Here is a 17,383-nt window from a genome sequence, read left to right as displayed (position 1 = left end):
CCACCGCTTCCTACTACAACTGACCCAACATTTTATGGGTTTGTGGGACCACCCGCACGGGTTGGAGCCACCGTTTCATCATCCCTTGCCACGCCAGCACCTTTGTGGGTGCTGGTGATTTTATAGCAAGGGTGGGGCGATCGCCAAAGTTGACCCTTTCTCCTGCATTCAGTGGCGTCACAGGTTGCAAAAACACCGTCACCTGGGGATTAACCCCCGCCACTAATTGCGCCGCCTGTTCCAATTCCGCCTCTAAGGTGTCATCTGAAATAATAATTTTGACAAATACCTCTACTCCGGCAGCACAACAGAGACTCAAAAATTCCTGATGCGCCTGCCAATGGGTTTCCCCACTGACACTCGGCAATTTAATATCCATTCCCACCAGATCCAAATGAGGCAAAATCCGCTGCAATTGTTGGGGACGATGACCCCCCGTTTCCAAATACAGAGGTAACCCGGTTCGTTGTTTGAGTTGTGGGAGAAATTCGGCTAAAAAGGGGGTATGAAGTAAAGGTTCACCGCCAGTTAAACTGATGCTGTCATGTAAACCCGGTTGATTTTGGCGATCGATCCAGTCTAAAAACAGCGGCAGGGGGACGGGGTTAGGATGAATTTCAAAATCGCGATCGCCAGGAGTTTTTTCAATCCGACAGGTATCCGGTGCCGTCCAAGTATGGGCGCTATCGCAATAGTCACAGCGCAAATCGCATCCGGCAAAGCGAATGAAAATTTGACGAGTCCCCACATTCAATCCTTCGCCTTGAATACCAGAAAATACTTCGATCGCTCTTACAGTGGGAGGAGCGGCAATAGTTGCAGTCATGATCAATCGATGGATTCTTTACTGGATTAACGTTCTGATGAGGGGTTGCGTTTCGGTGGAAGTTCGCCGAGTTTCTGCAACTGTTGTTGGACCTCTACTTCCACTATAGAAGGGATTCGAGCGATCGCCTGGACAATTTCCCTCTCCAGTTCCGCGATCGGTGTTTGTCCTGATTTCCCTGGAGGCAGTCCCTCCAAACACTGTTGTAGCGCCGTAATTACTTCCGCCAAACTTTCCACCTGTTCCAATTCGGGGCGCTCTTGAAACTCACTCCGGAGGCGCTGTACCTGGGTTTTCAGCACCACGAGAGATTGCTCTAACTCCGTTGAGCGCGATCGCAATTGTCGCACTACCGCCACCACCGGCTCGATTTCCTGGGCGATCGTCGCCTTCATTGATTCTGGGGCAATTTTTACTTCCTGCACCCCCACCGGCGATCGTCTCATCTGTCGTCGCCGATTCACCAAATTCAACCCCAAAGAAAGCGTCACCGGCAGTGCCGCATAAATCACCTCCCCAGAAATAGCCGCCAGCACTGACCCCACCACTACACCCGCCAGAGAGACATATTCAGCAATATTCAGCCAGTCACGCCGATCCATCAAGTCACCCCAGGTACTGAACATCCCTCATTCTAAGCCTTAACCTGGAAATTCTACCTTTCCTAGAGGAGACTTTCGTTCCAAAACCCTTGCGTTTTCCAGCACAGCCTGATAACTTGAGAGTGCTACAAGACCGCTATTAATTGTAGTTACACTTCATAATGAAATTTACAAGCAAAAATGAATATTTCTTCATCTGTTACTTTATAAATTAACCGATTTTCCATATCAATGCGTCTGGACCAAAACCCACTTAATTCATATTTGAGAGGTTCGGGTTTGCCCAATCCCTCATACGGGGAACGTTCAATGTCTTTTATCAGCTCTATTATTTTTTTATGGAGCTTTTTGTCTAAATTGAGCCACTCATTAAAATCTACAAAAGCAGAATAATGAAAGACTATTCTCCTGTTCATTTTATAGAAAGCTGTCTAAGTTGACTTCAATTAAGTTTTGACCATTATTAACGTCTTCAATGGCGGCCATTAATTTTTCTTTGTTAATTTTTGAACTCAACAAATACTCAGTTTCATCGAGTTCAGACACAATTATTTCTATCTGCTTATCAGAAAACTTTGCTTTAATGTCATCTAAAAATTGAGCATCAATCTCATTAGCATTTAATCTATATATTGCTGTCATGATTGTTTCCCAGTTGAGAGACCACTGTTATCCACAGGACAATCCTAACATAGCCACCTCCCAACCTTCAATCCAGACCCACTTCTGAAAACCCACTCCGAAACTCTCCTCAGCGCCTGCTTCTCGCGGTAAAATCGATTGGTTTAAATCAGCAGCACCCCCAACTGCTTGCCGTGCAATCCAAATTTAACTATGACTGATTCTCCATCCGCAACCGCACAAACCCCCGTCAAAACCCCCTTAGACACCAACTGGTCCGAGTTACTGCAACAATTGCTCGATCGCCAATCCCTGACGATGGATCAAGCCAGTCAACTCATGTATGGATGGCTTCAGGAAGAAATTCCCCCAGTGTTATCAGGGGCCATTTTAGCTGCCCTCCAAAGTAAAAGTGTCTCCGCCGAGGAACTGGCAGGGATGGCAAAAGTATTGCAATCCCAGTCGGCTTATATGGAAACCGGGGCAAATAGTGAAACGCGCAAACAGGCGATCGATACCTGTGGCACCGGAGGCGATGGGGCTTCGACCTTTAATATTTCCACCTGCGTTGCCTTTGTCGCCGCAGCAGCCGGGGTGAAAGTTGCTAAACATGGAAATCGCTCGGCATCGAGTAAGGTGGGTTCTGCCGATGTGTTGGAAGCCTTGGGTGTGAATTTGAATGCACCGGGTAATCAGGCGATCGCTGCTTTAGATGAAGTGGGGATCACCTTTCTGTTTGCACCGGGTTGGCATCCCGCCCTGAAAGCGGTAGCCCCCCTGCGCCGTACCTTAAAAATCCGCACCGTGTTTAATCTATTGGGACCTCTGGTCAATCCTGTGCGGCCCACGGGACAGGTGATTGGGGTCTGTGACCCCCACTTAGTGGTACCGATCGCCCATGCGTTACGACAATTGGGGACCGAATTAGCGATCGTGGTGCATGGACGGGAAAAACTCGATGAAGCGGGATTGGCAGAAGCCAGTGATTTAGCCATCCTTGCCAATGGAGAAGTCCAACTGAGTGCCATAACACCCGCAGAAGTCGGACTGGAACCCGCACCCCCGGGAGCATTACGGGGTGGAGATGTCTTAGAAAATGCCCAGATTTTGCAGTCGGTCCTCCAAGGTGGCGGGACTCAAGCACAACAGGATGTAGTCGCCTTAAATGCTGCCTTAGCGTTACAAGTCAGCGGCATTATCCCGTGTGGGGACCATATCCAGGGCATCGCCTTAGCTCAAGAAATTCTCGCCTCTGGTGCCGCTTGGACAAAATTAGAGCAATTGGTAGCATTTTTGAAGCAGTAAGACAGCAGCGAGATAGAAACCGGGTTTCTTCAGAAAACTTGTCGGAATTAGCAGTAAATCTGGGCAAGAAACCCGGTTTCTAGTCCCTCGGATCTAAAACTTGACCCCTATCTTAGCCCGGGTCAAGTTTCAGTCAAGCCTCAATTTTCACTCCCACCGGCGCGAGTTCGTAATTCAATGATATTTTCCTTGATCGTGATATCGTAACTGCCGAAAAAGTTCTGCCCTAAAAGACCCATGCCTTGGAGACCCCCCTCAACACCGGGCGGGGCGATCGTGACGAGGAGTTCTTCCAGGGTCGCATCCCCCACTTGGATTTTAGAAACTCGGCCCACCTCCATTTCCACATCCGAGGCACTGGCGGTAGAAATTCGAGCTTTATCAAAGGGGACTACATTTAAACTGCTCGCCATCGAGGGGGTGATTAAGGTGGCACTTGCCCCCGTATCAAAAAGCATCTCAAATTTCTCTGTGCCATTGAAGATAACATCGACCACGGGAATGCCGCCCTGGCGACGTTTGATAGGGATTTGAAAGACCCCGGACATGGCCCCTGCTTGGACCTCGGTCGTTGCATTGGGGCAGAGGTTGCCTAAATCCAGGAGGTTGCCATTGGAATCAATGGCGAAACAACCGGGATATTCCTGGGTGAGGGCGGCAGGCCCCATGAATCCTAGACTGGCTACAGCAAATAGGGCAGAGAGAATTTTTTTCATGAAATTTTTTCCTCTTGGCAGTTAGAGCAGGAATGGAAAGGGAGAATGGCTAAATCTGGGCCATCGGAGCAGCCTAGAGTTGAGCAATGCTTACCCTACGGTGCAAATGAGTCTATTGGGTTTAGGTCTATTATGCCCGGTTGCTTCGGGAAAGCGAAAGGAGCGCAGGGAGACATTTACAGACCCTGAAGCTGAGGAGGAAATCCCCCCAGAAATTGAACTTAGGTGAGGCACTATGGCTCACGGGATCCAGGAGAGTAAGTTGCGATCGCTTCTTTACATTATGGCCAACGGATATGCGCCAAGAAAGCAACTCATGGAATAATGGGATGTTGCGGAAGTCAAACGGCTGGGTGCCTCATAGATGAATGAACCCCTTCCCCTTGACTGCCGAAAAATGACCCCTGAAGCTAGTGAGGTTTCTATGTCTCTTTCTGCCGATCGCCCTGCCTTGCTCGTACTGGCAGATGGAACGTCCTATCGCGGTTGGTCCTTTGGAGCCACTGGCACGACCATTGGTGAAGTGGTCTTCAATACCGGGATGACAGGGTATCAAGAGGTATTGACAGATCCCAGCTACTGCGGCCAGATCGTGACGTTCACCTATCCCGAATTAGGCAATACCGGGGTGAATCCCGACGACGAAGAATCCCAACGTCCCCAAGTCCGAGGGGCGATCGCTCGGAATATCTGCAAACGCCCCAGCAACTGGCGCTCAAGCCAGTCCCTACCCGATTATCTGACCCAAAACAATATTCCCGGAATTTACGGGATCGATACCCGTGCACTCACCCGCAAAATTCGCATGGTTGGGGCCATGAATGGCGGAATTTCCACCGAAATCCTTGACCCCGCCGAATTACTCGCCCAAGTGCAAGCGGCCCCCTCCATGAAGGGCTTAAACCTCGTCCCCGAAGTCTCCACCTCAACCGTTTACGAGTGGACTGAAACCACGGACCCTCATTGGGAATTCAGCCCCCAAGCTCTAGGCATGAACGGCGAAACATTCACCGTCGTTGCCCTAGATTTTGGGATTAAGCGTAATATCCTCCGCCGTCTAGCAAGTTATGGATGTCGCGTCATAGTCGTTCCCGCCACCACTTCCGCCGAGGAGATTCTCAAGCACAATCCCGATGGGATTTTTCTCTCCAATGGACCTGGAGACCCTGCTGCGGTGACCCAAGGGGTCGAAACTACCAAACAATTGCTGAGTTCTGAGAAACCCATGTTTGGGATTTGTTTAGGACACCAGATTTTGGGACTCTCCCTCGGTTCCGATACCTTTAAGCTCAAATTTGGGCATCGCGGATTAAATCAACCGGCAGGGTTAACGGGTCAAGTCGAAATTACCAGCCAAAATCACAGCTTTGCCTTAAGTGACGATTCCCTCAGCAGCGAGGTGGAAATTACCCATTTGAACCTGAACGATCGCACCATTGCCGGATTGCGTCACAAGTCTCTGCCGGTATTTTCCGTCCAGTACCACCCCGAAGCCAGCCCTGGTCCCCATGATGCGGACTATATCTTTAAACAGTTTGTCGAGTCCATGCGCGAAGCTCGCACAGCCTCGAAAACAGCCAGTTAGCCTCAAGCCGAATTAAAAACCGGGTAATTGGCAAAATTCCTTGTCAATCGGCAATCAGAGCGATTACAATCTAAAAATCGTAAGGCGCTGCTCATTTACAACCGGCGAGAAAGCCTTTAAAATAGAGCGTCGATTTGAGGAGTATGCAGCTAGGAGGGCGTTATTCCTGAGCCACTAACCCTGACCGTTAGCCTAAGAGGCACGCGCGAAGTCGGGAACAATTACCAACTCTTCCGTCTCACTGGCTTACTCGATGCCTTTTCGGAAGCGACCTTTCGGAAGGCGATCAGTCAGTGTATTGACGAGGGTCCCACCAACATTATTTTGGATTTATCCAAAATAGATTTTGTTGACAGTTCTGGTTTAGGTGCGCTGGTGCAACTGGTAAAAAAAGCTGAAAATGCTGAAGGTACCTTACAAATTGTCAGCAATCCCCGGGTGACCCAAACGGTCAAACTGGTTCGATTAGAGAAGTTTCTCTCTTTGCAGTCATCGTTAGACGCTGCCCTAGAAAACATCAAACCTACTTGAGTGTTTAATGCTCTAAATGGCTATCCAGGTCAATTTTGATACTGGATAGCTAGTTTATTGGGGAGATGGGGAGGATAGGGGAGATGGGGGAGATGGGGAGGATAGGGGAGATAGGGGAGATGGGGGAGATGAGATGGAAACGATAGCAAGTCGTTACTACAAAATTCTTAATCCTCCCCATCCTCCCCATCCTCCCCATCCTCCCCATCCTCCCCATCCCCCCCATCCCCCCCATCCCCCCCATCCTCCCCATCCTCCCCATCCTCCCCATCTCCCAATCCGATGAGAACCCGATCGCAGAATGTTATAATCCCCCTATCCATCGGCATGAGGTTAAATGCGATCGCATTGGGTAATTATGCCCCAGGGCAGAGGGAGACTTCAGGCGATCGGCTGACCCACCCCCCCTAGTTTGGGGACTAGAATGTGAGGCGAGGGAGTAACCCTGGTACAATTTTCGCACTCAAGAATTTAAAACATACAATGGTAACCCAGTTAATCCAGTTAGGGGAGTTTGAACGTGGGATCGGGAATCATTAACTTAAATGGTTTGGTGCGGGCAGTATGACAGCAATCCCAGAAGCAACAAGCCCAGAACCTAATCTAGTTGCTGATGTCCCCCCCTCTACTCTGGCCTTTGATCGCCAGGAGTGCTTGTCCCTGATGCTCCCGGTCAAAAAATTATCGGCCCCGGAAATTCAACAGCTATCACCCATCGCCCTAGCCTATCTGGGAGATGCGGTGTATGAACTGTTTATCCGCGCCTGGTATTTACGACCACCCAAACGCCAGAAGCTCTATCATAATTGTGTGGTGTCGCAAGTGCGAGCCGAGACCCAAGCGCGAATGCTGCGATCGCTCGAACCGTTCCTAACCCCTAGCGAATTTGAGATTCTCAAACGCGGGCGCAATGCTGCCACGGGAGGGCCGAAACGAGTCGATGCCGCGATTTATCAACAGGCAACGAGCTTGGAAAGCCTGATGGGATATTTATACCTCACTGATCCCAACCGCTTGATCTTCCTATTCACCCAATTAAATCTCGAACCTGCCGAAAGCGGTGGCTCTACTGAACTCTAAAGCCAGTTCCACCCATTACGATCACGCTGATTCCCTCCCTTGAGCTTCCCCCACGGGGAAAGAGACTCAACACCACATCGGGATGAAGCTATCTACCCCCCCAAATTATAATTGTCATGCCTGGTAAACCCGAAAATTTGAAGCCCTCCGTCCGATCCAAGCGAGAATCTTATCCGAAAAAAGACAGTGGACAGGGATCGTCCTACCCCAAAAAAGACAGTGGACAGGGATCGTCCTACCCCAAAAAAGACAGTGGACAGGGATCGTCTTACCCCAAAAAAGAGGGTGGACAGGGATCGTTCTACCCCAAAAAAGACGGTGGACAGGGATCATCCTATCCAAAAAAAGATGGGAAAAGTCGGAAATCTTTTCCCTCGGGCGCTGGTCAACCGGCCCTAGACACAGATACAGACCTCAAAGATCTGATCTATGGTCGCCATACGGTATTGAGTGCTTTAGAGGGAGAACGGCAACTGCATCGGGTCTGGATTACGGCTCAATTGCGGTATGATCCCCGCTTTCATACGGCGATCGCCAATGCCAAAGCTACGGGAACTGTCATTGATGAAGTCGATTACCGCCGCTTGGATCTCCTCACTCACGGAGAAAATCACCAAGGGGTTGCCGCACAGGTTTCTCCCTATACCTATTGGGAACTTCCGGATTTAATTGCCAATGCCTTAAAAGTCTCCGATCGCCCGGTTCTCCTCGTGGGCGATGGGATTAACGACCCTCACAATTTAGGGGCAATGATTCGCACCGCTGAGGCGATCGGCGCTCAAGGAATGGTGATCCCCCAAAGACGCGCGGTGGGGATCACATCCACCGTGATGAAAGTCGCCGCCGGTGCCTTAGAATTTTTTCCCGTTGCCCGGGTGATCAATCTCAGTCGAGCCTTGGAAGAGTTAAAAGACGCAGGCTTTTGGATTTATGGCACTGCCGCCAATGCGCCTTCGACTGTGAGCAGCATCGAATTTACCCGACCCACGGTTTTGGTTGTGGGATCCGAAGGGGAAGGTTTGAATTTGTTGACACAACGTCACTGCGATGAATTAATTTCTATCCCCCTCCAAGGAAAGATCCCCAGCCTGAATGTCTCAGTGGCAACGGGGATGGCGCTTTACGAGATTTTTCGTCAGCGATGGACTCAGCGTCCCAACATGGGAAATCTGAAGAAAAATACTGTTGAAAAAATAAATCCAAGGGAGTATAAAGAAATGTAAATTAACCACTCAGACTGAACCAACTCTTAATAGCACCTCGTCGTCATACAACGGTAAATAGGGGAATGATATGAAGGACTTGAAAGAAATCTTGATTAGCTTGCTAAACCTTTTAGGCTGGGCCTGGTGGGTGGAAATTGGCACAGACAATCCTCGGTGTACTTACTACTTTGGACCATTCCTGAGTAAAACGGAAGCCGAAACCGCTAAAAACGGATATATAGAAGACCTCGAACAAGAAAGCGCTCAGGGTATCTCCTTTGCGGTCAAACGCTGCAAACCCAGCGATCTCACGGTTTATGAGGAGCCGGGGGAGATGGGTAGTCGGGGAAAATCCCCGGCCTATAGTGGTTAGTTTGAACGGGGAGGCTGCCTCATTATTGGGAAGAACGCTCGGATGATGCAACGACTTGGGGATAGAGATCAATCCAGCGATCAATGTCCCCGAGGACTTGTGCCGGTATTTCCCAAGGAAACAGGTGAGCCGTATTGGGGTAGCAGATGAACTCAGAATGTTTCAAGTGTTCAGCAGTTTCCCGGCTAGAATCGGCGGTAATGTGGCGGTCCGCTTCCCCCGCCATGACTAAGGAGGGACAAGTAATGTGTTCCAGGTCAGAGAGTCGGTTGTAGCCCCCTCGGAGGGCGGCATTGAGTGCATTCCGGGCTGGACGGCTGGTTTGAAGATAGGCAGATATTCCGCGATCGGCTAGGTATTGGTAAGCGAGCGGAGTATGTTGCTGAATGAGGTATCGAAAGAGCGATCGCCTACCCAAGGTTTCGATATTCCATTGCCAACTGGGGATGACTCGATTAATAATCCCGGAAATTCCGGTAAATGCTAAATCTTGCCAACTAATTGGGGGATGGGAACCCCGGGGACGGGCGGCAGAAGCTACTAACATCAACCCCGTGACGCGATCGGGGTGGCGCAACGCCAGTTCCATTGCTAAAATTCCGCCTAGGGACCAACCTAAGAGTAAAAAGCGCTCCACTTCACAGCGATCGAGCAATGCTTCTATATCCCTCAGATGGTCGGTCATTTGAAAATGGCCTCGGGTACGACTTTTCCCGTACCCCCGCAAATCCGGGGCAATGGTTTGGAATCTTTGGCTTAAATGGTCCGTAAACACAGACATGGAAGCCCCATGTCCCGGATGTCCATGCAAACAGAGAATGGGAAAGCCTGATCCCCGGATAATCGAACTTAAGTGATGGGGGGAATAAGTGAGGGTTGGAGTAGACACCATGTCGAATCGTTAAGGTCAGAGGTTTTCTTTTTCATAGTATCGGGAGCAACTCCCTGGCGGCTACTGATCCCCCGTCTGGTACTCATGGGTCTATTAAAACCCGCAAGCTGTTCTATGAGCGTTCCGTAAGGAAAGCCTGGAGGCTCACAGGACAGCGCCTCTCCTGCGCGGGCTAAACAGCGAAAACTGACTGTTGAACTCCGGAACAGAAATGTTTTCAACTGGATGGGGTGTGATGATCCCCCCTCTGGTATTGATCGCTAGAACCCCTTGCTCTTAGAGTTGACCACTGCGGAAGAGATATTCTGAGATTTCAGAAATAAACTGACGAATGGTCGGTTCACTATAGGCACCATCGTCAATGACGGTAATAATATAAGTCTCGCCGAAGAGGTTCATCGCTAGGGTGGTGCCCAGGACGCGAGAGGTTTGCCCAGTTTTTTCTCCTAACCAGTGACCGAACCCACCTTCTAACCCTGCGAATCCGAGTTCATGGTCATATTGCCGTTCCAGGGAACGAATCAGAATTTCATCGCCGAGATGTTCTCGGTTATAAATTTGAATCATCATCTGAGTCAGATCATCGCTGGTGGTGGTGTTTCTGCCGATCGCCACATTCTGAGGATAAATGCGATCGCCCACAAATTTGGAATAAACCCGCGTCTGTTTGAAACCCCGTTCTTCTAAGACTTGATTAATGTAATCCCACCCCAAATAATCAATAATTTGATTGGGGCCGATATTACTACTGTGACCGATGGTGGCATTTAAAACAGTTTCGATGGGATATTTTTCACCCACGCGAAGTTCTGAGGCATCCTCCGTATAGTTAGCCGGATCAACAAAAATGGGGGTATCGAATCGGAGTTTTTCCGAGGTGACTTTGTTCATTAAAGCCACGGCGATCGGGACTTTCATCAAACTGGCGGCATCTCGCGCCGGTTCATTTCCGCGCAATCGGCGACAAGTGCTTGTAGTGAGGTGACAGATGGTGATTTTGACTTGGGAAGAAAGCCCACTGCGTTGGGCAATGGGAATTAAAAATTGGGATTGTGCTACTTCCAGACGGTAGGAAACATCCTCTAAATTAGCTTGATATTCGGCAATTTTTGCCTGGGCGCGATCGCCATAGTCGGAATCAGGGGGAACTTGATGCAGGTTATCCAGGGCTTGTTCCCAGAGAGATTTGAGGGTTTGTAATGTCTCAACGGAGGAGTTCCCAGCTTTACCCAACTCTGATGCTTGCACACCATACTTGAGTGCTTCTTCCCAGTAGGGTTTGCCATTGAGTTGTTTAGCCAGATTTCGTTCTACCGTTTCCATCCGTGCCAACAGGGTATCGTATCGTTGCAACAACGGTGCAAACTCAGAGGGGTAGGCCCATTTATCCGTAGAGTCGGACATCGAGTCAGCACAGTTCGGATTAATAGGCGAGGAATTGTCCTCGGGAGTGGGGCGATCGCCAACGGTATCCCTCTCGGAGTCCCTCTCCATTGCAGTGGGAGAACAACTAAGCGGTGGGGCTTGGGCTTGAGGTTGGGGCATCCACCACATCCCAGCCGCCAGTAGACTCAGAGAACTTGTCAGTGCGATCGCAATCCGTTTTTTACCTCTGTGCATATTGCACACCCTACCTCACAGAATAAAAACCATCGACGTTCGTTATTTTACTGAATCTTGTACCAACAAACCGAAAACAATTCATAGAGAAGAGTTTTGCGGAATCTACCCCCAAACCCTTGTAGCTCAATAGATCCCTCATCTCGTTGGGAAAACGATTCCAACAAACTAAAGTACAGAACACCCCCGAGAAATTCTCATTCCTTCATGTAACAGAATTCTCTTGGTCATCAGCAATCCGCCATTAAGAATCAGCTAATGCCTCTCTAAATTGGAGACTAGAACATTAGGAAACTTTTGGAGTCAGAGCACTGAGCTTCCCTAGGAGCCTCTAATTTTAAGGCTCAACAGCTTCTACGGAATCCGGTACGGATAGGTTTATAAAAACCCGCACCCTCAAGGGTGGAGACTCAGGGGAATTTATTTAAGTGTATATACTCAGTATCAGCCAAATAGCTGATTTCTGTTAAGACATTTGGCTGATGTGAAAATAAACGGACCGGGTAGAGAATGAATGCTTAAGTGATTTCACTTATTCGAGAGTGAGGTTAGAAAAGTTCAGGAGAGGGTCGGTTTACTGAATCACCAGAGGCGGGTGAAAAAGCCAGAGAAAAAGAGGATCACGATGGGAAGCATCTCTACCAGGATTTATTTAAAAAAAAGTATCTTTTCAAACAAAAACATCTATCCTTGGATGGATATTACAAACAAAAAAGCTCTAACTCCAGAGCATCGCTGGTCCCCGTTGAGAGAGGATCAAATGGATGGGGTGATTGAGGGGAATAAGGCTCACCCGATCAGTCTGAGCGATCGAGGGCAAGCTAAAACCCCAAAAATTTTGACGCTGGAGGGTAGCTGGTATCGATGCCACAGTCTCTAAGTGAAATTGATAAAAATTCTTAGGAAACATGGACTGTCTCCTATTTTATGCTATGGGAAGAAAAATCTTCTGAGTTAGGAGCCAAAGGGGCTACGGCGTTCCTTCAGGGACTGCTATGGGCATCAAAGTTCCTGGTTTAAGCAAAAGTAATCCTACTCCAAAAACGGGAGGTTACTCTCCCTGATTGCTTTTGCCCATGAAGGGTTAAACCCCATATCTAAAAATGACCAACTTGGCCTATAGTTACGAAAGTTAGCCAATTCTTATTAAAACAAGGTTTATTCCGGATTTCAGTGAAGTTAAAGCCCGAATATGAAGCAATTTTTTAAGTGCAAAAATTGCCACTGTTTTATAGACTAATGAAATCAGAAGACTTTCGTATCAGCTAATGCTAACACTCAAATTTGCACATTTCCGATTGAATCTGGCACCGTTTCTGTTGCCCCTCCAGCTATCTTTTGGGCCCGGACTACCCGCGCCGGATATTCACGCGATGTCAGTCCCCGTGACGAGACCCTATGAGGAGCGTCCAACTACAGAGGCAAATTCCGACTGTAAGGAGAACGATCAGAAAGAATGCGATCATCATCGAGGTAGTCGGGAGGAGCGTTCAGAACGCTAGTTTTTTAAGTTGTACGGCTGACCCTGTTCTGTGGAACTGAAAGCGATCGCTTCATGAGGTAGCGGGTCACAAATTGTGGCCCGCGAGTCCCACTCAAAGGATTGAAATTCAACCCCGAACAATCTGCTCAATTTTCTGCGCTTGCACCGGCAAGGCAGCAGTAAAGACCTCCCGACCCTGTTGGGTAACCATGACATCATCCTCGATGCGGATGCCCCGGACATCGTGAAACTGGGCTAATTTATCCCAGTTGACGACCCCATCATATTGAGAACGTCGTTGAGGGTCGTTTAAAATTGCGGGGACTTGATAAAATCCTGGCTCAATAGTGACTAACATTCCCGGTTGTAGAGTCCGGTTCAGACGCAGGTAACATAATCCAAAGCGATCGCTCCGATCGCGACCCTCCTGATATCCCGCAATATCTCCCAAATCTTCCATATCATGAACATCCAATCCCAGGAGATGACCAATCCCATGCGGAAAAAATAAGGCATGGGCGTCCATTTCCACCAAATCCTCGGGATTGCCGCGCAGAATTCCTAAATCTACCAATCCTTGGGCGATCGCCACCCCTGCGATCCGATGAATATCCGCATATTCGACCCCAGGACCCACCTGCTCAATGCAGGCGTCATGGGCCGCCAAAACTACATCGTAGATATCCCGCTGGGTGGGGGAAAACTGCCCTGAAACCGGCCAGGTGCGGGTGACATCTGCTGCCCAACCTGTGGCGGTTTCTGCACCCACATCCACTAAGAGCAAATCTCCCGGTTGCAAGGGGTTATGGTAATGCTGATTATGCAAAACTTGGCCTTCAACCGTGACAATACTGTTATAAGCACAGGTAAAATTCTGGGCCATAATTGCCCCTTCCATTGCACCCCGGACCATTGCTTCGGTTTGAGCGCGTCGAGTGGACATCATTCCGACGAGATGCGCTTGGACGGTACAGGCAGCCGCTTGTAACAGTTCACGAATCGCGGATTCATCGTGGATCAGCCGTAATTGAGCGATCGCCAGGGCTAATTCCCGATCGCGCGCAACGGTGGGGTTCCCGTGATCAGGAAACAATCCCACGGGGCGATCGAGGATATCCACCTGTTCCATCCGCGTTTTCAAATCCGTTGCTGCAACCGTTGCGGCATTTTGGCTACGAGATTTTAACTCCGAGAGGGGAAATGCCTCATCCGCCGCGATCGCCTCGGCAACCTGCGATCGCTTTGGCGTTTCTCCATGCCAGAGGGTACTCCCAGGGTGGGGATCATCCATAAACAATTCCAATCTGCCCCCTTCCAGACGAATTGCCGCATTTTCTAGGGAAAGTCCAGCAAAATATAAGAAATGACTGCTTGAGCGAAACGGGTAGACATTCGCCGGAAAATTGCGGGAACAGGGACTTCCCGACCACAAAATCACGGGAAAAGCCACCTCGTTTGCCAGCTTGCTGCGGCGCTGATGGAGGGCCGTTTCTAGGGACGTTGCAGCAGAGGATATTTGCATAAGGGATAATTTCGTCTTGGGATCAATTAGGGTGTGCTCATCCATCATAGGGACTAAAGAGATTTCAGCCCAAATCCCCCTTAAGGCGTTCTGACGAACGGTTACCCTAGTTAAAGAGGAGTCTTTATTCCATTCAACCCATGAACGCATCTAAATCGGGGCAAGTGCGCCCCTTAAAACAGACTCACTGGCCGATCGCCCAATTACCTGGGGTCAGTTCCCCGGACCAAAATTTACTGGAAAGTTGCGGGATTACCACGACTGGGGAACTGCTGCGCCGAGGGAAAACATCTGAGCAACGGCAGGCGATCGCCAGGGAGTTAGGCATCCATGTTCAATATGTGAATAAATGGGTGGCAATGGCAGAACTGGCTTCAATTCCCAGTGTCGGCTGTCAATATTGTGGATTATTGCTACACGCCGGGATTGCTTCGATCGCCCAATTGGCTGACTTACCCATTCATCGATTGCACCAACAACTTTTAAGGGTCCAAGTTGCCAATCTCCAACGCCGGGACCTTTGTCCCCCCGTGGATGAAGTGACACGATGGATTCAACAGGCGCGGACCCTTATCAAGGGATGAACAAGGGAGGATTACTCGTTCTGCGGTTGTGCTAACACTCCATGCAAGAAGATATCCGCCAATCCTTCCGCCATTTCCTGCATAGCTTTGGGAGAGGAATCGTTTTCCAGGAGGGTTTGTTGACTAAAACCTGCTACGGCAAACATTCCCAGAAAAACATGAGCCACCAGGCGAGGATTCATGGGACGATAAATGCCGCGTTCCATTGCGGTTTCAAAGAATGCCTCAGCGACATCGGTCATTTTGGAAATCACCTCCGCTTGGATGCGATCGCGTAACTCCGGGTGAAACTGCGCCTCCAGAAAGCAAACCCGCATCAAATCGGCATTCTTGTGAATATTCAACATTCGCCGCCGCATCACCTGCGCCACCGCCTGATAACTGCCCATTTCACTCAGTTCTGTGAGCAGATCCGTGAGGATTTCGATCCATCCCTCCGTTGCCAACTCTACCAAAATTGCTTTTTTATTGGCAAAATGACGGAATAGGGTGCCCTCAGCTACACTAGCAGCTTGAGCGAGGTCCCTTGTAGTGGTTCCGTTGTAACCCTTTTGGGCAAATAACCGTTGCGCCGCATTTAAAATCCGGGTGCGCGTATCGGTTTCAGCAGGTTGGGAGCGAGTAAATATATTCATCGTTAATAGAAAATAGTGCTGTGGGAAATCACATCAGTAGCGTTTTTTTCTAACCCCGGAGGACTCAACGAACCCGAATCAAACAGAGGAATAACCGCCCTTGCGTCTCTTAAAATGGCTGACCCTCAATCGAGGGGTCACCCTCAGACTGATGAATCAAAATCACCGCTTTTTTTTATTGGCTATGTCAATCTCTAGGTTTCCGATGGCGATCGCAAAATGGGGAAAATCCCGCTGGACTGGGAACGAGTCCCATTCCCGACACTTCATGATCGCCCTTGTGGTCACGCTTCTGCTATGGTCCGGGATTTCATTAAACCCGGCACTAGGGCGAGAGCAAGTCTCCCCCGCTACCACTCAATCAATCCAGCCTTATTTAGACCGGGTTGCCGAGAAAATCAGCGAGTTTACCCTGGATAATGGACTCAAGTTTATCGTTTTAGAACGACATACCGCCCCGGTTGTTTCATTTCTAACATACGCTGATGTCGGGGGTACCAACGAACCGGAAGGCAAAACCGGCGTTGCCCACTTTTTAGAGCATTTAGCCTTTAAAGGGACTCAGCGAATTGGGACCCGAAACTATCCAGCGGAAAAAGAGCTACTCGACAAACTCGATCGCCTGGATGCTCAAATTAGAACCGCCACCGCCGCTGGAAAAACTGCCGAAGCTCAACAGTTACAAGCGGAATTTGACAAAACCGAGGCGGCAGCCGCTGAGTTGGTGGTTCAGAACGAAATGGGTCAAATTGTCGAACAATCCGGCGGCGTTGGACTCAATGCTACCACGTCTGCTGATGCCACTCGCTATTTCTACAGCTTTCCTTCCAATAAGTTAGAACTGTGGATGTCCCTAGAGTCTGAGCGTTTCCTAGAACCCGTCTTTCGGGAATTCTATCGGGAAAAGCAGGTGATTCTCGAAGAGAGAAGAATGCGCACGGATAACTCCCCCATTGGCAAAATGATTGAAGAATTTCTTCAGACTGCCTTTGTGGCGCATCCCTATCGCCAACCTGTGATCGGCTATCCCGAAGATTTAGTTAATCTCCGGCGTGAGGATGTCCAGGAGTTTTTTGAGACTTATTACGTTCCCAACAATTTGACGATCGCTGTTGTTGGAGATGTGGACCCGGAGAATGTCCAGCGATTGGCACAGATTTATTTTGGTCGTTACTCAGCGGGTCCGACACCGCCGAAAGTTGATAAAACCGAGCCTCCCCAAACGGAACCGAGACAGGTTGTCGTCCGCTTCCCCTCTGAACCTTGGTATTTGGAAGGATATCACCGTCCCGGTATCGATCATCCCGATAATGTTGTCTATGAATTGTTGGCACAAATCCTGAGTTCAGGTCGGACTTCTCGTCTTTATAAATCCCTCGTAGAACAGCAACAAGTCGCCCTCACTGCTCAGGGTTTGAATGGATTTCCTGGACAGAAATATCCCAATTTGATGCTATTTTATGGCCTGACTGCGCCCGGTCATACCGTAGAAGAAGTCGCGGCTGGATTGCAAGAACAAATCAATCGGTTGACGGTAGAGGAAGTCTCGATTGAGGAGTTAGAGCGGGTGAAAACCCAAGCTAGAGCAGAGGTGTTGCGATCGCTGGCTTCTAATCAAGGCATGGCGAGTTTGTTGGTGGAATATCAAATTAAAACCGGCGATTGGCGCAATTTGTTACAAGAACTAGAGCAAATTGCTGCGGTGACGCCGAAAGATATTCTCCGTGTCTCTCGTGACACATTCCGGCCCGAAAATCGGACCGTAGGACTGCTGCTGCCAGAGGAAGAATCGTAATGAGTTAT

The 17,383-nt window shown here is 49.4% G+C and carries 17 protein-coding genes; 8 read left to right on the top strand and 9 right to left on the bottom strand.

The window, feature by feature from the left end; translation table 11 throughout:
* Window positions 1-13: 13 nt before the first annotated feature.
* The 4 genes from NG796_RS02680 to NG796_RS02665 form a co-directional block, all read right to left on the bottom strand.
* Window positions 14-826 (bottom strand): 7-carboxy-7-deazaguanine synthase QueE, encoded by an 813-nt coding sequence (locus NG796_RS02680; RefSeq protein ID WP_261204366.1) that lies wholly within the window; start codon window positions 824-826, stop codon window positions 14-16.
* A gap of 26 nt (window positions 827-852) precedes the next feature.
* Entirely contained in the window at window positions 853-1,452 is a 600-nt protein-coding gene (locus NG796_RS02675) for a hypothetical protein (protein ID WP_261204365.1), read from the bottom strand.
* Window positions 1,453-1,577: 125 nt separating this feature from the next.
* Complete coding sequence (locus NG796_RS02670) at window positions 1,578-1,844, bottom strand: Txe/YoeB family addiction module toxin (RefSeq protein WP_261204364.1); 267 nt, start codon at window positions 1,842-1,844, stop codon at window positions 1,578-1,580.
* A 1-nt stretch (window position 1,845) separates the two neighbouring features.
* Window positions 1,846-2,070, bottom strand: a complete 225-nt coding sequence (locus NG796_RS02665) for a hypothetical protein (RefSeq protein WP_261204363.1) — start codon at window positions 2,068-2,070, stop codon at window positions 1,846-1,848.
* Window positions 2,071-2,262: 192 nt separating this feature from the next.
* Between NG796_RS02665 and trpD the strand changes: the two genes are divergently transcribed.
* Complete coding sequence (gene trpD, locus NG796_RS02660) at window positions 2,263-3,354, top strand: anthranilate phosphoribosyltransferase (protein WP_261204362.1); 1,092 nt, start codon at window positions 2,263-2,265, stop codon at window positions 3,352-3,354.
* 140 nt (window positions 3,355-3,494) lie between these two features.
* Here the strand turns inward: trpD and NG796_RS02655 are convergent, their stop codons facing one another.
* The gene (locus tag NG796_RS02655) at window positions 3,495-4,070 is read right to left on the bottom strand and encodes a TIGR02281 family clan AA aspartic protease (protein WP_261204361.1); all 576 of its coding nucleotides are present in this window, start codon (window positions 4,068-4,070) and stop codon (window positions 3,495-3,497) included.
* A 424-nt stretch (window positions 4,071-4,494) separates the two neighbouring features.
* Between NG796_RS02655 and carA the strand changes: the two genes are divergently transcribed.
* The 5 genes from carA to NG796_RS02630 all read left to right on the top strand — a co-directional run bounded on the left by carA (window position 4,495) and on the right by NG796_RS02630 (window position 8,844).
* A complete protein-coding gene (gene carA / locus NG796_RS02650; protein ID WP_261204395.1) occupies window positions 4,495-5,655 on the top strand; it encodes a glutamine-hydrolyzing carbamoyl-phosphate synthase small subunit in 1,161 nt (386 codons plus the stop codon).
* Window positions 5,656-5,817: 162 nt separating this feature from the next.
* Window positions 5,818-6,186, top strand: coding sequence for an STAS domain-containing protein (locus tag NG796_RS02645; RefSeq protein ID WP_261204394.1), 369 nt, complete (start codon window positions 5,818-5,820; stop codon window positions 6,184-6,186).
* 564 nt (window positions 6,187-6,750) lie between these two features.
* Window positions 6,751-7,266 carry a Mini-ribonuclease 3 gene (locus tag NG796_RS02640; protein WP_317619260.1) on the top strand — a complete coding sequence of 172 codons (516 nt, stop codon included), beginning with the start codon at window positions 6,751-6,753 and terminating at the stop codon, window positions 7,264-7,266.
* Between the two features lie 446 nt (window positions 7,267-7,712).
* Window positions 7,713-8,489, top strand: a complete 777-nt coding sequence (gene rlmB / locus NG796_RS02635; RefSeq protein ID WP_411268783.1) for a 23S rRNA (guanosine(2251)-2'-O)-methyltransferase RlmB — start codon at window positions 7,713-7,715, stop codon at window positions 8,487-8,489.
* Window positions 8,490-8,559: 70 nt separating this feature from the next.
* Entirely contained in the window at window positions 8,560-8,844 is a 285-nt protein-coding gene (locus NG796_RS02630) for a DUF1816 domain-containing protein (protein WP_261204359.1), read from the top strand.
* A 22-nt stretch (window positions 8,845-8,866) separates the two neighbouring features.
* Here the strand turns inward: NG796_RS02630 and NG796_RS02625 are convergent, their stop codons facing one another.
* The 3 genes from NG796_RS02625 to NG796_RS02615 all read right to left on the bottom strand — a co-directional run bounded on the left by NG796_RS02625 (window position 8,867) and on the right by NG796_RS02615 (window position 14,361).
* Window positions 8,867-9,736, bottom strand: coding sequence for an alpha/beta fold hydrolase (locus NG796_RS02625; RefSeq protein ID WP_261204358.1), 870 nt, complete (start codon window positions 9,734-9,736; stop codon window positions 8,867-8,869).
* A 276-nt stretch (window positions 9,737-10,012) separates the two neighbouring features.
* The gene (locus NG796_RS02620; RefSeq protein ID WP_261204357.1) at window positions 10,013-11,356 is read right to left on the bottom strand and encodes a serine hydrolase; all 1,344 of its coding nucleotides are present in this window, start codon (window positions 11,354-11,356) and stop codon (window positions 10,013-10,015) included.
* A gap of 1,610 nt (window positions 11,357-12,966) precedes the next feature.
* Window positions 12,967-14,361, bottom strand: coding sequence for an aminopeptidase P family protein (locus NG796_RS02615; protein ID WP_261204356.1), 1,395 nt, complete (start codon window positions 14,359-14,361; stop codon window positions 12,967-12,969).
* A 140-nt stretch (window positions 14,362-14,501) separates the two neighbouring features.
* Here NG796_RS02615 and NG796_RS02610 point away from each other — a divergent pair, with 140 nt between their 5' ends.
* Window positions 14,502-14,945 (top strand): DUF4332 domain-containing protein, encoded by a 444-nt coding sequence (locus NG796_RS02610; protein ID WP_261204355.1) that lies wholly within the window; start codon window positions 14,502-14,504, stop codon window positions 14,943-14,945.
* 11 nt (window positions 14,946-14,956) lie between these two features.
* On the opposite strand, the gene NG796_RS02605 is transcribed toward NG796_RS02610, so the two are convergent.
* On the bottom strand, window positions 14,957-15,580 hold the full coding sequence (locus NG796_RS02605; RefSeq protein WP_261204354.1) for a TetR/AcrR family transcriptional regulator: 624 nt from the start codon (window positions 15,578-15,580) through the stop codon (window positions 14,957-14,959).
* 268 nt (window positions 15,581-15,848) lie between these two features.
* Here NG796_RS02605 and NG796_RS02600 point away from each other — a divergent pair, with 268 nt between their 5' ends.
* Window positions 15,849-17,375: a M16 family metallopeptidase gene (locus NG796_RS02600; protein ID WP_411268786.1), complete on the top strand. Its 1,527-nt coding sequence runs from the start codon at window positions 15,849-15,851 to the stop codon at window positions 17,373-17,375.
* The last annotated feature ends 8 nt before the right edge of the window (window positions 17,376-17,383 follow it).

Origin of the sequence: Laspinema sp. D2d (genome assembly GCF_025370755.1) — a bacterium.
Taxonomy (GTDB): Bacteria; Cyanobacteriota; Cyanobacteriia; order Cyanobacteriales; family Laspinemataceae; genus Laspinema.
The sequence above is the reverse complement of the archived record's forward strand: the minus strand, read 5'-3'. Positions and strand labels throughout refer to the sequence as shown.

Coding starts and splice junctions, on each gene's coding strand:
- NG796_RS02670 (WP_261204364.1), bottom strand. CDS start 1,844: ATGAACAGGAGAATAGTCTTTCATTATTCTGCTTTTGTAGATTTTAAT.
- NG796_RS02625 (WP_261204358.1), bottom strand. CDS start 9,736: ATGGTGTCTACTCCAACCCTCACTTATTCCCCCCATCACTTAAGTTCG.
- carA (WP_261204395.1), top strand. CDS start 4,495: ATGTCTCTTTCTGCCGATCGCCCTGCCTTGCTCGTACTGGCAGATGGA.
- NG796_RS02680 (WP_261204366.1), bottom strand. CDS start 826: ATGACTGCAACTATTGCCGCTCCTCCCACTGTAAGAGCGATCGAAGTA.
- NG796_RS02675 (WP_261204365.1), bottom strand. CDS start 1,452: ATGTTCAGTACCTGGGGTGACTTGATGGATCGGCGTGACTGGCTGAAT.
- NG796_RS02640 (WP_317619260.1), top strand. CDS start 6,751: ATGACAGCAATCCCAGAAGCAACAAGCCCAGAACCTAATCTAGTTGCT.
- NG796_RS02610 (WP_261204355.1), top strand. CDS start 14,502: ATGAACGCATCTAAATCGGGGCAAGTGCGCCCCTTAAAACAGACTCAC.
- NG796_RS02620 (WP_261204357.1), bottom strand. CDS start 11,356: ATGCACAGAGGTAAAAAACGGATTGCGATCGCACTGACAAGTTCTCTG.
- NG796_RS02600 (WP_411268786.1), top strand. CDS start 15,849: ATGATCGCCCTTGTGGTCACGCTTCTGCTATGGTCCGGGATTTCATTA.
- NG796_RS02655 (WP_261204361.1), bottom strand. CDS start 4,070: ATGAAAAAAATTCTCTCTGCCCTATTTGCTGTAGCCAGTCTAGGATTC.
- NG796_RS02630 (WP_261204359.1), top strand. CDS start 8,560: ATGAAGGACTTGAAAGAAATCTTGATTAGCTTGCTAAACCTTTTAGGC.
- NG796_RS02605 (WP_261204354.1), bottom strand. CDS start 15,580: ATGAATATATTTACTCGCTCCCAACCTGCTGAAACCGATACGCGCACC.
- NG796_RS02615 (WP_261204356.1), bottom strand. CDS start 14,361: ATGCAAATATCCTCTGCTGCAACGTCCCTAGAAACGGCCCTCCATCAG.
- NG796_RS02665 (WP_261204363.1), bottom strand. CDS start 2,070: ATGACAGCAATATATAGATTAAATGCTAATGAGATTGATGCTCAATTT.
- trpD (WP_261204362.1), top strand. CDS start 2,263: ATGACTGATTCTCCATCCGCAACCGCACAAACCCCCGTCAAAACCCCC.